This window comes from Streptomyces sp. 8N114 (genome assembly GCF_052245835.1).
In the GTDB taxonomy this organism is placed as follows: domain Bacteria; phylum Actinomycetota; class Actinomycetes; order Streptomycetales; family Streptomycetaceae; genus Streptomyces.
Genome location: NZ_JBQQBT010000001.1, coordinates 292,999 through 307,291 on the forward strand (window position 1 = coordinate 292,999; position 14,293 = coordinate 307,291).

A 14,293-nucleotide genomic window follows, 5' to 3' on the forward strand; every position below is an offset into this window, starting at 1 on the left:
GCGGCGGAGCCACCGTACGGGGGACCCGCCTGGTCCGAGGAGGCATGCCCGTGCGTCCCACCGCTCCGCAGATCCTCGCTCTCGCCACGGTCCTGGCCGCCGGAACGCTCACCGCATGCGGCGGTGGCGGCGCCGGGGACAAGAACACCGTGCGTATCGCTTTTTACCAGGAAACCGACAACAAGATCACTTTCCGCAGCGACTACCTCAAGCTCGTCGCCAAGAAGTTCGAGAAGCGCTATCCCGGCAAGAAGGTCGACCTGGTCCCCATCCAGGCGACGCAGCAGGACTACTACACCAAGATCCAGCAGATGATGCGCTCGCCGAAGACGGCGCCGGATCTGGTGTACGAGGACACCTTCCTGATCAACTCCGACATCAAGAGCGGCTATCTGCGCCCGCTGGACAACTACCTGGCCGACTGGGACGACTGGAACCAGTTCGAGCCCGCCGCCAAGCGCGCTGCCGGTGCTGCCGACGGACAGACCTACGGCGTCCCGGACGGCACCGACACCCGCGGCCTGTGGTTCAACAAGAAGCTGTTCAAGAAGGCCGGACTGCCGCAGGACTGGCGCCCGAGGACGTGGAACGACGTGCTCAAGGCCGCCCGCACACTCAAGAAGAAGCTGCCCGGCGTCGTCCCGCTCAACGTCTTCGCGGGCAAGGGCGCCGGCGAGGCAACGGCCATGCAGGGCTTCGAGATGCTGCTGTACGGCACCGGCAAGGACCCGTTGTACGACCCGAAGGCCAAGAAGTGGGTCAAGGGCGGCCAAGGTTTCCGGGAGAGCCTGAAGTTCCTCGACACCGTCTACGGCGAAAAGCTCGGCCCCGACGAGGACCAGGTGGTCGATCCGAACGTCACCACCGATGTCGTCACCCAACTCCTCCCCGAGGGCAAGCTGGCCATCGCGCTGGACGGTTCGTGGCTGAGCCAGAACTGGATCAAGACGGGCGGCAAGCCGTGGCCGGAGTGGAAGGAGACGATGGGGCTCGCCCCGATGCCCACCCAGCACGGCGAGGCGCCCGGCGAGGTGAGCATGTCCGGCGGCTGGACCTGGTCGATCCCCCGGCACTCCGACAACCCGGACCTGGCCTGGAAGATGATCCGCACCATGCAGACGAAACAGAACGCCGTCGAGTGGTGCATCCGCGGGTCCCAGGTCGCGGTACGGCAGGACGTGGCCAACGACGCGCGCTACCAGAAGTCCATGCCGGGCATAAAGTTCTTCACCGAGCGGGTGCAGCACACCCACTACCGCCCCGCACTGCCGGTCTATCCGCAGGTTTCGGCTGCCATCGCGGAGGCCACAGAGTCCGTGGCGACCGGTGACTCCTCGCCGCAGGCCGCAGCGAAGGCGTACGACGAGCAGCTGGACGGCATCACCGACGGCGCGACCGTCGCCAAATGACCGCCGTCCAGGCCGGGTCGGCGCGGCGTCCCGCCGCAGGTGGCAAAGGGAGCCCCGGCACGCGCGGCAGGGGTGTCCTGCGCTGGCTGCCGCTGGCGCCCGCCACGACCGTGCTGCTGCTGTTCCTTGCCGGGCCCATCGGCTACTGCGTCGTGCTGGCCTTCACCGACATGCGGCTGACCGGGCAGGAGTCGGCGTCGTTCGTAGGACTGGAGAACTTCACCCGCGCCTTCGGGGACGCGCACTTCCGCAACGCGGTCGTCCTCACGCTCGTCTTCACCCTCATCTCCTCGCTCCTGGGCCAGAACACCCTGGGCCTGGCGCTCGCCTCCCTGATGCGGCGGGCCTCCCGGACCGTGCGGACGGTCACCGGTGCGGTGGTGATCAGCGCCTGGGTGCTGCCGGAGATCGTGGCGGGATTCCTGCTGTACACGTTCTTCCACCGGGAGGGCCAGCTCAACGCCGTTCTGCACTGGCTCCAACTGCCCGCCCAGAACTGGCTGGTGACACTGCCGATCCTGGCGGTCTCCTTCGCCAACGTATGGCGCGGCACCGCGTTCTCGATGCTCGTCTACTCGGCGGCGCTCGCCGAGATCCCGCGGGAGGTCACCGAGTCGGCCGAGGTGGACGGGGCGAGCGGCCGGCAGCGGCTGTGGTACATCACGCTGCCGATGATCCGCCGCTCCATCGGCACCAATCTGATGCTGAACACCCTCCAGACGCTGTCGGTCTTCGGGCTGATCTGGGCGATGACCAAGGGCGGTCCGGCACACCGGAGCGAGACGCTGCCGGTTTTCATGTACGACCAGGCGTTCACCAAGTCGCTCATCGGCTACGGGACGGCGGTGGCACTGCTGCTGCTCGTCGTCGGCGCACTGTTCTCCACCGTGTATCTGCGGCTGATGCGCGACGAGGTCGCGGCATGACGCGGATCGGCGGGCCCGGCATCGCGCCGCTCGTTGTGCCCGGCATGACGTCGGTGGCAGGGGTGCCCGGCGGCCGAGTGGGGCGGGCCGCCGGGCGGTGGTACGTGCTGTCCGTCAGTCGACCGACTGGACGGTACGGGGCTGCACGGGGGACAGCCCCGGCGCGGTCAGCGCCAACGTCAGCTCTGCGACGAGCGGCGCTTGCGCGCGAAGGCCACCAGACCCCCACCGGCGACGACCACGGCGGCCGCGATACCGGCGATCACCGGGGTGTTGCTGGAGGAACCGGTCTCGGCCAGGTCGTCGCCGCCGCCCTGCGGCTTGTCGGCCGGAGCGCTGGTGCTGGTCTCGGGCGCGCTCGGCTCAGGCTTCTCGCTGGCGCTCTGCGAAGGGCTGGCGCTGGGCGAGGGCGGGGTGGACTCCGACTCGCTGGGCGTAGGAGTCGGCGTGGGGGTGGGCTTCTCGCAGACCGGGGACTGCTTGGTCTCCGGGCCCCAGTTGAACTTGTCACCGTCCGAGGCCACGACCTGAGCCGTGACATCCAGCGGCTTGCTGTGCTCGGGGAGATCCACCTTCTTGTGGTAGCTCTTGCCGAAGGTGTCGCTGATCAGCGTCTTGTCACCCGCCTTGACGGTGACCTTGTTGCCGTTCTCCGCGTAGTTCGTCAGATCGATCGAGACCGAGTCGCAGGTCACCGACCACTGGGGGGTGTGTGCCTGGGCGGGGGCGGCCGCTATCGCAGTGCCGACGAACGCCGCGGCACCGGTCGCCGCGATGGCGACCGACCGCTGCCATCTGAGGCGCAGTGCTGTCATCGTTTTCCTTCCGGTAGGACCGCATCGCACGAGATGCACGTACGACGGGTGACAGCACGGTACTCGCATCCTCAACCCAGGACACACGGACCCCGCAATATCCAACTGTTCCCGGCCAAGGGGCAGTTCGCGCCCCCGGCGACGATCCCACAAGCCCGCAGGTCGCGGGCGCACCGCCGCGGTGACTCGAAGGAGGTTGCGATTCAGTGAAGTTGAGCACGCGCACGCGCAGGCGGCTCGCCGCGGATGTCGGGCTGCTGGTGGTCGCGGCTGCGTTCGTCACGCCGCTCGCCTGGCTCGTTCTCGCCTCCCTGGACGCGGAGGCCACCCTGCGGGTGCGGTCACCGGACTCCCCCACACTGGACAATTTCTCGGCGGTGCTGACCGACGAGATCACCTTCACCCCGATGCGCAACAGCCTCGTGCTGTGTGGTGGTGCGACGGCTCTCACAGTGGTGTGCGCGGCGCTCGCGGCCTATCCGCTCTCGCGCTTCCGGTCCCGGTTCAGCCGCCCGTATCTGCTGGCCATCCTGTTTTCCACCTGTCTGCCGGTCACGGCCGTCATGGTGCCGGTGTACGGGCTGTTCGTGCAGATCAACCTGATCGACACGGTGTACGGCACCGCGCTGTTCCTGGCCGCCTCCCAGCTTCCCTTCGCCGTCTGGCTGATGAAGAACTTCATGGACGGCGTACCGCTGGTGCTGGAGGAGGCGGCCTGGACGGACGGTGCCTCGTGGCGGCAGTCGCTGCTGCGGGTCGTACTGCCGCTGATGGGTCCCGGTCTCTCGGTGGTGGCGATCTACAGCTTCGTGATGATGTGGGGCAACTTCTTCGTGCCGTTCATGCTGCTGCTGAGCCCCGAGCAGATGCCCGCCTCGGTCAGTGTCTTCACGTTCTTCGGCAACTACGGAGCCGTCGTCTACGGCCAGTTGGCCGCCTTCTCCATCCTCTACTCGACGCCTGTGATCCTGCTGTACGTGCTCATCGCCCGCCGGGTGGGCGGCGGCTTCGCGCTGGGAGCGGCGGTCAAGGGGTGAGCCGAGTCGACCACGGTCTCGGCGAAGGCGCGCAGCAGAGCGCTGTGGCTGCCGCGTACCGTCACCAACGCCAGCTCGGACAGCGGCAACCCCTCGACCGGGACGAAAACGATGTCCGCGCGGGCGTGCGCCTCGGCGGTGGGGCGGCACAGCAGCATGCCCCCGCGTCCCGCTGCGGCGTTGGCAAGCCCCTCCTGGAGCGTGGCCACGGCCGGACCGCGCGCAATGGTGCGGCCTCCCGGCGTACGGGGCGGTGCCTGGTGGTCGCGCCAGTAGCCGGGGGCCGGCGGCGCGGCGGCGATGAGGGGGCAGTCGGCGAGGTCCTCGGCGTCCAGCGTGCCGCGCCGGGCGAGCGGATGGTGCGCGGAGACGGCCAGCGTCCAGGGCTGCTCCTCGAAGCCGGGGCCCACCACCAGGTCGGCCTCGGCGACGGGCAGCAGCACGACAGCCGCGTCCACCTCGCCGCGCCGCAGCGGCCCGAACGGGTCCGCCATGGTGATCTCCACGATGTCGGTCTCCACCTGGGGGTGGCGGGCGTGGAAGAGGCCGAGCGCCGCCGTCATCCGGTGGTTGGCGCTGCCCAGGAACCCGAGCCGCAGTCGCCCGGCGACGCACCGCGCTGCCGCGCGCGCCTCGTCGACGGCATCGCCCAGCAGCCCGTACGCGGGCCGCAGCTGTTCGAGGAAGCGGGAGCCGAGCGGGGTCAGCGCCACGCGGCGGCTTGTGCGCTCCACCAGCCGCGCCCCGATCCGGGTCTCCAGGGAGCGCAGCAGCTGGCTGACCCTGCTCTGCGACACATACAGCCGCTCACCGGTGCGCCCGAAGTGCAGCTCCTCGGCGAGGACGAGAAAGCACTCCAGCTCTCTCATCTCCAGCGAACGGATTCGGGTACCGCTGTCCAACTCGGTCTCCTTCTGTTCGGCCCACCGCATCGATAAGCCCTGCTCATTGAAGGATGAGAAGTCCGCCGTTGTTCCCGGACCGGCGCCCGCGAAGGCTGGAGGGCATGACAGACACCCTCACTTCCGCCCCCTCCCAGGGGCGGCAACGCACGCCGCTGCGGGCCTGGCTCGGCGTCGCCTCGCTCACCGCCGCCACGTTCGCGGTCACCGCGGCAGAGATGCTGCCCGTCGGGCTGCTCACCCCCGTCAGCGACAGCCTGCACGTCTCGGAGGGCTCCGCGGGGCTGACCGTCACCCTCACCGGGGTCGTCGCCGCCCTCGCCGCACCACTCGTCCCGCTGGTCGCGGGCAGGCTCGACCGCCGCGCCTCGCTTGCCGGGCTGGCGCTGCTGCTGGCCGCCGCGAACGCGCTGTCGGCCGTCGCGCCCTCCCTCACCGTGCTGCTGATCGCCCGCGTACTGGTGGGCGTCGCGCTGGGCGGCGTGTGGGCGCTGGCGGCCAGCCTCCCGGTGCGGCTGGTGCCGCAGCGCTCGCTGAGCACGGCGCTGGCGGCCGTCTTCGGCGGTATCGGCATCGCCAGTGTGCTGGCCGTGCCCGCGGGCACCATGCTGGGCGAAGTGGCCGGCTGGCGGGCCGCGTTCGGTGCCGCTGCGGGGCTCTCGGCATCGGTGGCGCTTGCCCTCGCGCTGCTGCTGCCCGCGCTGCCCGCCGAGCGACCGGTGCGCCCCGGCACCCTGCTGCGGCTGCTGCGCAACGCCCGGCTGCGCACCGGTTTCGTCTTCCTCGCCCTCCTGGTGACCGGTCACTTCGCCGCCTACACCTATGTGCGGCCGGTGCTGGAGCAGATCTCGGGCGTCGCGCCCGCGCTGATCGGGGTGCTGCTGCTGGCCTACGGCGCGGCGGGCATCGTCGGCAACTTCGCCGCGGGCGCCCGCGCAGCCCGCAGCCTGCGGGGCACGCTGCTGACGCTGGGAGGGGGCATCGCCGTGACGACGGTGCTGCTGGCGGCGGCCGGTTCGGCCACCGGGCCCGCCGTGGCGGTGCTGCTCCTGTGGGGCCTGGCCTACGGCGGGGTCTCGGTCAGCAGCCAGGCATGGGTACTGGCCGCGGCGCCCTCCGCCTCACGCGAACCGGCCGGTGCCCTGTTCGCCTCCGTCTTCAACGCCGCCATCGCACTCGGCGCCTTCGTCGGCGGCCGAGTGGTGGACGCCGCCCCGCTGCATACGGTGCTCCTGCTGGGCGGCGCACTCGCCACCTGCGCACTGGCGGTCCTCGCCTTCGCCAAGAGCCCGGCCCCCGGCGGAGCGGACTGAACCAATCTGGCGCAGACTGCCCAAGCTTCGCAGTAGGGGGACGCGCCCCGAAGGGGCGCGGGGCTGTGTTCATATGCGGCTCCGCCGCGTGGGCGCGACCATCCACAACGCACCCGCAGCCTGCGGAGATCGGGCAGGGGCACCCCCCGACCCAGCACACGTGCGGGAGGGGGCAAGATCAACGCGACGGCCTAACATGAGCGCATGCGAGGGCGTCGGCTGAACGACCGGTACGAACTGCTCGGACTCCTCGGCGCGGGTGGGATGGGAGAGGTTTGGCGGGCCCGCGACCTCCGGCTGCACCGCGAGGTCGCCGTCAAGGTCCTCGTGCCGCAGCCCGGCGCGGCCGAGGACACCGACCGCGAGGAACTGCTGGGCCGCTTCCAGCGGGAGGCCCGCGCGGCCGCGGCCCTGGAGAGCCCGCACATCGTGGCCGTACACGACCACGGCACCGATGACGGCACGCCCTTCCTCGTCATGGCCCTGGTGCACGGCAGCTCACTGCACGAGGTCCTCCGCGACACCGGCCGCGTCCCGCTCGGCGACGCGCTGCGCTGGACCGCCGATGTGTGCCGCGCGCTGGAGACGGCACACACGGCGGGCGTCGTCCACCGCGACATCAAGCCGGCCAACATCATGGTCGAGCGGGCCGGGAGCGAGGAGGGCGACAGCCGCGCGAAGGTCGTGGACTTCGGCATCGCCAAGTTCATCGAGGCCGGCTCCACCGACCCCCGGCTGACGACGACCGGCCGGATGCCCTTCGGCAGCGTCCCGTACATGGCCCCCGAACAGTTCCGGCAGGAGCCCGTGGACGGGCGCACCGACCTGTACGCACTCGGCTGTGTCCTGTACGAACTTCTCGTCGGCCGCCCGCCCTACACCGGCTCGGCGGCCGGCGTCATGTTCAACCACCTGCACGACACTCCGCTGCGACCGAGCCGCGCCCGCCCCCGACTGCCGCCGTCCGCCGACCGGTTGGTCCTCGCCCTGATGGCCCGGGACCCGGCGGACCGCCCGGCGAACGCGGCGGAGGCACTGTCACTTGTGAGGGAGCTGGCGGACGCGAGGGAGCGTGCCCCGATGCCGCAGCCCGCCGCGGATGAGCCGCCGCTCTCGGACTCCCGGCCCGCCCCGTCCGGCCCCGGCACCGCCTACCGCCGCCCCGCGCTTCCGGTGCCTCGCCCCAACTCCCGGCCGGAGCCCCCGGCTTCGACGGCACGGCGCGTCTGGCGCGACAGCGAGTGGACCGCGATCAGCTCCCGGCTCCGCGAACTCCCCACCGGTCGCCGACACACCGGCCTGATCGCCTTCACCCTCTTCTGCCTGCTGATCGCCGGGACCATCGCCCTCCGCGGCTGACGCTTGCCCGGCACAGGGAGACGCGCCCCGTCAGGGGCGCGGGGAACTGCGCGCCAAGCCACAACGGACCCGCACCCCGCAATCGACGGGCAGGGGCACCCCCTCACCGGAACAGGGCAGGTCAGAACACCGCTTCCGTCTCGTCCATCCGGTCCTGCGGCACACGCTTGAGCTCGGAAACCGCATCGGCCAGCGGCGCCATGACGATCTCCGTACCGCGCAACGCGGTCATATTGCCGAAGTCGCCCCGGTGGGCGGCTTCGACGGCATGCCAGCCGAACCGGGTGGCGAGCACCCGGTCGTACGCCGTGGGGGTACCCCCGCGCTGGATGTGGCCGAGAATCACCGGGCGGGCCTCCTTGCCGAGCCGGTGCTCCAGCTCGACCGCGAGCCGGTTGCCGATACCGGCGAAGCGCTCGTGGCCGTACTGGTCGATCATGCCCTTCTCGTACGGCATGGAGCCCTCGGCCGGGTGGGCACCCTCGGCGACGCAGACGATGGCGAACTTCTTGTCGCGGGCGAACCGCTCCTCGACCATCTTGACCAGGTCGTCGACCTCGAAGTTGCGCTCGGGGATGCAGATGGCGTGCGCACCGGCCGCCATGCCCGCCTCCAGGGCGATCCACCCCGCGTGCCGACCCATGACCTCCACGACCATGACGCGCTGGTGGGACTCGGCGGTGGTCTTGAGCCGGTCCATGGCTTCGGTGGCGACGCCCACGGCGGTGTCGAAGCCGAAGGTGCGGTCGGTGGCGGAGATGTCGTTGTCGATGGTCTTGGGGACGCCGACGACCGGCAGCCCGATCTCGGCGAGCATCCGCGCGGCGGTCAGCGTGCCCTCGCCGCCGATGGGGATGAGGGCGTCGAGGCCGAGGCTGTCGATCAGCTCCTCGGAGTTGTTGCACGCCTCACGCAGCCGGTCCCGCTCCAGCCGGGCCGAGCCGAGGATGGTGCCGCCGCGGGCGAGGATGCCGCTGACCGAATTTATGTCCAGGGGGCGGTAGCGGCCTTCGAGCAGCCCCTTGAATCCGTCTTCGAAGCCGATGACCTCGTCGCCGCGGTCGTGCACGGCGCGGTGCACGACGGATCGGATCACGGCGTTGAGACCGGGACAGTCTCCGCCTGCGGTGAGGACTCCGATGCGCATGGGGTTCGCTTCTCCTGCTCCGTAGATGCCCGCCGGGGGACGGGCCGCTTGGGGCACGGTCGGACCTCACTGTCCGGGGTGCCGCTGGTCCGTGTGAGCCGGTGCGATTGTTTCACGTCTTGAAAGCGAGGGCATGGGGCCCTGCCCAGCATCCGGACCCCTCGCTCCGGCCCTGCTCCGGTCCTCTGCCGGTCTCGCTCACGCCTCACTCACGCTTCATTTACGTGTCACCGCCTGGGGCCAACCGTTCACACGCCTGACGAGCGGCCTAGCCACAAGCGCAGGTATTGTCAAGGGTATAGCCGTATCTTTACGGGTGCTTTTTAGGTGAAACCGCTCAAGAAATCCCCCAAAGCGATCTCGACCGCCCAGAACGCACCTGGCAGCCCGCGACTCGGAGGAGACAGCGCGTGACGCGCAGCGTGTACGTGACCGGCATCGGACGCAGCGACGGCCGTCAGGTCGTCGAGCTGGGGGTCATGGAGCTTCTGACCCGTCAGGTGGACCGCGTGGGGGTGTTCCGGCCCTTGGTGCACGACCAGCCCGACGAGCTGTACGACCTGCTGCGCAGCCGCTACCGGCTCAGCCAGCCCGCGTCCTCCGTCTTCGGCATGAGCTACGAGGAGGCGGCGGCGCTCCAGGCCGAGCGGGGCACGGACGAGCTGATATCCCGCCTGGTGGACCGCTACCACCAGGTGTCCGACGCGTACGAGGCCGTCCTCGTCCTCGGCACCGACTTCGCCGACACCGGACTGCCCGCCGAGCTGGCCCTCAACGCGCGGCTCGCGAACGAGTTCGGCGCCGCCGTGCTGCCCGTCGTCGCGGCCCGCGACCAGTCCCCGGAGGCGGTGGTCGCCGAGGTGCGCAACGCCCACCACGCCTACGCCTCGCTGGGCGCCGACCTGATCGCGACGATCGCCAACCGGGTGGCCGACCCCGAGGCCGCGGAGGCGGTGCGGGGACTGGCCGAGCTGCTGCCGGAGCCGGTGTTCGTGCTGCCGGAGGAGCCCGCGCTGGCCGCGCCGACGGTGGCCCAGGTCAAGGAGACGACGGGCGCGAAGGTGCTGCTCGGCGACCATGCCGGGCTCTCCCGCGATGTCCGCAACCTGGTCTTCGGCGGCGCCCATCTGCCCGTCTTCCTGCCCGCACTGACCGAGGGCTGCCTGGTGGTCACGCCGGGCGACCGCTCGGACCTGATCATCGGCGCGCTGGCCGCCCACTCCGCGGGCTCCCCCGCCATCGCCGGTGTCCTGCTCACCCTGGACGAGCACCCCGGCGACCAGACCCTGGCGCTGGCCTCCCGGCTGGCGCCGGGCACACCGGTGCTCGTCGTACCGGAGGGTTCGATGCCGACCGCGGACGCGCTGCTGTCGCTGGAGGGCAAGCTGACGGCCGCCACCCCGCGCAAGGCGGAGATCGCGCTGGGGCTGTTCGAGACGCATGTGGACACCGCCCAGCTGTCCGAGCGGCTGTCGGTGCAGCGCAGCGAGCGGGTCACGCCGATGATGTTCGAGCACGAGCTGGTGGAGCGCTCGCGTGCGGCACGGCGCCGCATCGTGCTCCCGGAGGCGACCGAGGAGCGCGTACTGCGCGCCGCCGAAGTGCTACTGCGCCGCAACATCTGCGACTTGACGCTGCTGGGCGATCCGGTGGCGGTCCGTAAGCGCGCCGCCGAGCTGAGCATCGGCCTCGATCTGCCGGGCGAGGACGAGGTTCCCGCGGAGGCCCCCACGGGCGCCGGCGGTGCCACCGCGCGCATCGTCGACCCGCTGACCTCTCCGCTGCGGGAGCGCTTCGCCGAGTCGTACGCCAAGCTGCGTGCCCACAAGGGCGTCACCTACGAGCTGGCCCACGACGTGGTCTCCGACGTGTCCTACTTCGGCACGATGATGGTCCACGAGGGCCTGGCCGACGGCATGGTCTCCGGCGCGGTGCACTCGACCGCGGCCACGGTCCGCCCCGCCTTCGAGATCATCCGTACCAAGCCGGACGCCTCGATCGTCTCCTCCGTCTTCTTCATGTGCCTGGCCGACCGGGTGCTCGTCTACGGAGACTGCGCCGTGGTACCCGACCCGGACGCCGAACAGCTCGCCGACATCGCGATCCAGTCGGCCACCACCGCGGCACGGTTCGGCGTGGAGCCGCGGATCGCGATGCTGTCGTACTCGACGGGCACCTCGGGCTCCGGCGCCGACGTGGACAAGGTGCGGCAGGCCACCGAACTGGTCCGCGAGCGCCGCCCCGACCTGCTGACGGAGGGACCGATCCAGTACGACGCGGCCGTGGAGCCCTCGGTCGCCGCCACCAAGCTGCCCGGCTCCCGGGTGGCGGGGCAGGCGACCGTGCTGATCTTCCCCGACCTGAACACCGGCAACAACACCTACAAGGCCGTGCAGCGCTCGGCCGGCGCCGTCGCCGTCGGCCCCGTGCTCCAGGGCCTGCGCAAACCCGTCAACGACCTGAGCCGTGGCGCCTTGGTGCAGGACATCGTCAACACCGTCGCGATCACAGCCGTCCAGGCGCAGCGCGAGTCGGCGCCCGGCACCTCCGGCAGCTGAACCCTGTTCCCGAACCAGGTTTTTTGAACCCCTCCCCCAACCCCGTCCCCGTAGAAGAAAGCCCCCGCCGTGACTCCCACCCGGATCCTCGTCCTCAACTCCGGCTCGTCGTCGGTCAAGTACCAGCTGATCGACATGGCCGACCGCACCCGGCTGGCCGCGGGGCTCGCCGAGCGGATCGGCGAGGAGACCTCGGCCGTTTCCCACCAGCCGCTGGCCACCGGCGGCGAGCCGCGCACGCGCGAGGGCCGGCTTGCCGACCACGACGCGGCGCTGAAGGCCATCGCGGACGAGCTGGCCGCCGACGGGCTCGGCCTGGACTCCCCCGACCTCGCCGCGATCGGCCACCGGGTGGTGCACGGCGGGCTGAAGCTCACCGAGCCGACGGTCGTGGACGACGCCGTACTCAAGGAGATCGAGCGCCTGGTCCCGGTGGCACCGCTGCACAACCCGGCGAACATCACCGGTATCCGTACGGCACAGCGGCTGCGGCCAGACCTGCCGCAGGTCGCCGTCTTCGACACCGCGTTCCACTCCACGATGCCGGAGCACGCGGCCCGCTACGCCATCGACGTGGAGACCGCGGACGCGCACCGGGTACGCCGCTACGGCTTCCACGGCACCTCGCACGCCTACGTCTCGCGCAAGGCGGCCGAGCTGCTGGGCAAGGACCCCGCCGAGGTCAATCTGATCGTGCTGCATCTGGGCAACGGCGCCTCGGCCTCCGCAGTGCGCGGCGGGCGGTGCGAGGACACCTCCATGGGGCTGACCCCCTTGGAGGGCCTGGTGATGGGCACCCGCTCCGGTGACATCGACCCGGCGGTGGTCTTCCATCTGGGCCGGGTCGCCGGGATGGACGTGGACGAGGTGGACGGGCTGCTGAACAAGCGCAGCGGTCTGCTGGGACTGTGCGGCGCCAACGACATGCGGGAGATCCGCCGCCGGGTCGACGCGGGCGACGCCGCGGCCACACTGGCCTTCGACATCTACATCCACCGGTTGAAGAAGTACATCGGTGCCTACTACGCAGTACTGGGCAGGGTCGATGCCGTGGTCTTCACCGCCGGCGTCGGGGAGAACGCGGCGCCCGTGCGCGAGGCCGCCGTCGCGGGCCTGGAGGAACTGGGCCTGGCCGTGGACGGCGACCGCAACGCGGCGGGCGGGAAGGAGGCCCGGCTCATCTCGCCCGAGCACGCGAGGGTGAAGGTGGCCGTCGTACCGACCGACGAGGAACTGGAGATCGCTGAGCAGACATACGCGCTGGTCGCCCAGAGCTGAGCGGCCCTTACTCCTGGGGGAGCCGCCCCCGAATCGTTCAGTACCTAAACAAAACGATAGGATCGCCACCATGCGCCGTTCCAAAATCGTCTGCACCCTGGGCCCCGCCGTCGACTCCTACGAACAGCTCAAGACGCTGCTCGAGGCGGGCATGAACGTGGCCCGCTTCAACATGAGCCACGGCTCCCACGCCGAGCACGAGGAGCGGTACCACCGCGTCCGCAAGGCCGCCGACGAGACGTGCCGCCGCGTCGGCGTGCTCGCCGACCTCCAGGGCCCCAAGATCCGGCTGGAGACGTTCGCCGAGGGTCCCGTCGAGCTGGTCCGCGGTGAGGAGTTCACCATCACGACCGAGGACGTGGCGGGCGACAAGACCATCTGCGGCACCACCTACAAGGGGCTGCCGGGCGACGTCTCCAAGGGCGACCCGGTGCTGATCAACGACGGCAATGTCGCGCTGCAGGTCGTCGAGGTCGAGGGCCCCCGGGTGCGCACCATCGTCATCGAGGGCGGCGTCATCTCCGACCACAAGGGCATCAACCTGCCCGGCGCGGCGGTGAACGTCCCGGCGCTGTCCGAGAAGGACGTCGAGGACCTGAAGTTCGCGCTGAAGATGGGCGCCGACATGATCGCCCTCTCCTTCGTGCGCAACGCCTCCGACGTGCGCGACGTGCACCGGGTGATGGACGAGGTCGGCCGCCGGGTGCCGGTCATCGCCAAGGTCGAGAAGCCGCAGGCCGTCTCCAACATGGAGGAGGTCGTGCTCGCCTTCGACGGCGTGATGGTGGCCCGCGGTGACCTGGCGGTCGAGTATCCGCTGGAGCAGGTCCCGATGGTGCAGAAGCGGCTCATCGAGCTGTGCCGCCGCAACGCCAAGCCGGTGATCGTGGCGACCCAGATGATGGAGTCGATGATCACCAACTCACGGCCCACCCGCGCGGAGGCCAGCGACGTCGCCAACGCGGTGCTGGACGGCGCGGACGCGGTGATGCTCTCGGCGGAGTCCTCGGTGGGCCAGTACCCCGTCGAGACCGTGAAGACGATGTCGAAGATCGTGGAGGCCGCGGAGCAGGAGCTGCTCAGCCGTGGCCTCCAGCCGCTGGTGCCCGGCAAGAAGCCGCGCACACAGGGCGGTTCGGTCGCCCGCGCGGCCTGCGAGATGGCCGACTTCCTCGACGCCAAGGCCCTCGTCGCCTTCACCAAGTCCGGTGACACCGCCCGGCGGCTGTCCCGCTACCGGGTCGGCCAGCCCATCCTCGCCTTCACCACGGAGGCGTCCACCGCACACCAGCTGACCCTGAGCTGGGGCGTGGAGACGTTCGTGGTCAAGCACGTCGACCACACCGACGAGATGGTCGAACTCGTCGACGCCGAGTTGCTGCGACTCCAGCGGTTCGAGGTGGGCGACACCATGCTGATCACGGCGGGCTCCCCGCCCGGTGTCCCCGGCACCACCAACATGGTCCGCGTCCACCACCTGGGCACAGCCTGACCCGGCCCCGGGAGGCTGACCCGGTCTGAGCTCGGCAAGACGAAAAGGCCCGCACCC

Annotated in this window: 11 protein-coding genes; 8 read left to right on the top strand and 3 right to left on the bottom strand. The window is 70.6% G+C overall.

What is annotated here, in order from left to right; genetic code table 11:
* Positions 1-50 precede the first annotated feature (50 nt).
* Together ACTWQF_RS01230 and ACTWQF_RS01235 are read left to right on the top strand one after the other, a co-directional pair.
* Positions 51-1,409 carry an ABC transporter substrate-binding protein gene (locus ACTWQF_RS01230; RefSeq protein WP_443276203.1) on the top strand — a complete coding sequence of 453 codons (1,359 nt, stop codon included), beginning with the start codon at positions 51-53 and terminating at the stop codon, positions 1,407-1,409.
* Positions 1,406-2,335: a carbohydrate ABC transporter permease gene (locus ACTWQF_RS01235; protein ID WP_443276205.1), complete on the top strand. Its 930-nt coding sequence runs from the start codon at positions 1,406-1,408 to the stop codon at positions 2,333-2,335. The genes ACTWQF_RS01230 and ACTWQF_RS01235 overlap by 4 nt, the downstream gene beginning before the upstream one ends.
* A 179-nt stretch (positions 2,336-2,514) precedes the next feature.
* On the opposite strand, the gene ACTWQF_RS01240 is transcribed toward ACTWQF_RS01235, so the two are convergent.
* On the bottom strand, positions 2,515-3,150 hold the full coding sequence (locus ACTWQF_RS01240; protein WP_443276207.1) for an LAETG motif-containing sortase-dependent surface protein: 636 nt from the start codon (positions 3,148-3,150) through the stop codon (positions 2,515-2,517).
* 212 nt (positions 3,151-3,362) lie between these two features.
* Between ACTWQF_RS01240 and ACTWQF_RS01245 the strand changes: the two genes are divergently transcribed.
* A complete protein-coding gene (locus ACTWQF_RS01245) occupies positions 3,363-4,187 on the top strand; it encodes a carbohydrate ABC transporter permease (RefSeq protein WP_443277520.1) in 825 nt (274 codons plus the stop codon).
* Here the strand turns inward: ACTWQF_RS01245 and ACTWQF_RS01250 are convergent.
* On the bottom strand, positions 4,100-5,119 hold the full coding sequence (locus tag ACTWQF_RS01250; RefSeq protein ID WP_443276209.1) for a LysR family transcriptional regulator: 1,020 nt from the start codon (positions 5,117-5,119) through the stop codon (positions 4,100-4,102). The two genes, ACTWQF_RS01245 and ACTWQF_RS01250, sit on opposite strands and share 88 nt — an antisense overlap.
* Before the next feature lie 74 nt (positions 5,120-5,193).
* Between ACTWQF_RS01250 and ACTWQF_RS01255 the strand changes: the two genes are divergently transcribed.
* Together ACTWQF_RS01255 and ACTWQF_RS01260 are read left to right on the top strand one after the other, a co-directional pair.
* Positions 5,194-6,402, top strand: coding sequence for an MFS transporter (locus ACTWQF_RS01255; RefSeq protein WP_443276210.1), 1,209 nt, complete (start codon positions 5,194-5,196; stop codon positions 6,400-6,402).
* A gap of 204 nt (positions 6,403-6,606) precedes the next feature.
* Entirely contained in the window at positions 6,607-7,761 is a 1,155-nt protein-coding gene (locus ACTWQF_RS01260; RefSeq protein ID WP_443276212.1) for a protein kinase domain-containing protein, read from the top strand.
* A 121-nt stretch (positions 7,762-7,882) separates the two neighbouring features.
* Here the strand turns inward: ACTWQF_RS01260 and ACTWQF_RS01265 are convergent, their stop codons facing one another.
* A complete protein-coding gene (locus tag ACTWQF_RS01265) occupies positions 7,883-8,908 on the bottom strand; it encodes an ATP-dependent 6-phosphofructokinase (protein WP_443276214.1) in 1,026 nt (341 codons plus the stop codon).
* A 410-nt stretch (positions 8,909-9,318) separates the two neighbouring features.
* Between ACTWQF_RS01265 and pta the strand changes: the two genes are divergently transcribed.
* From pta to pyk, 3 genes are all read left to right on the top strand, one after another.
* Positions 9,319-11,466 carry a phosphate acetyltransferase gene (gene pta, locus ACTWQF_RS01270; protein ID WP_443276216.1) on the top strand — a complete coding sequence of 716 codons (2,148 nt, stop codon included), beginning with the start codon at positions 9,319-9,321 and terminating at the stop codon, positions 11,464-11,466.
* 69 nt (positions 11,467-11,535) lie between these two features.
* Positions 11,536-12,744 (top strand): acetate kinase, encoded by a 1,209-nt coding sequence (locus ACTWQF_RS01275; protein WP_443276218.1) that lies wholly within the window; start codon positions 11,536-11,538, stop codon positions 12,742-12,744.
* 70 nt (positions 12,745-12,814) lie between these two features.
* Positions 12,815-14,236, top strand: a complete 1,422-nt coding sequence (gene pyk / locus ACTWQF_RS01280; protein WP_443276220.1) for a pyruvate kinase — start codon at positions 12,815-12,817, stop codon at positions 14,234-14,236.
* Positions 14,237-14,293: the final 57 nt, after the last annotated feature.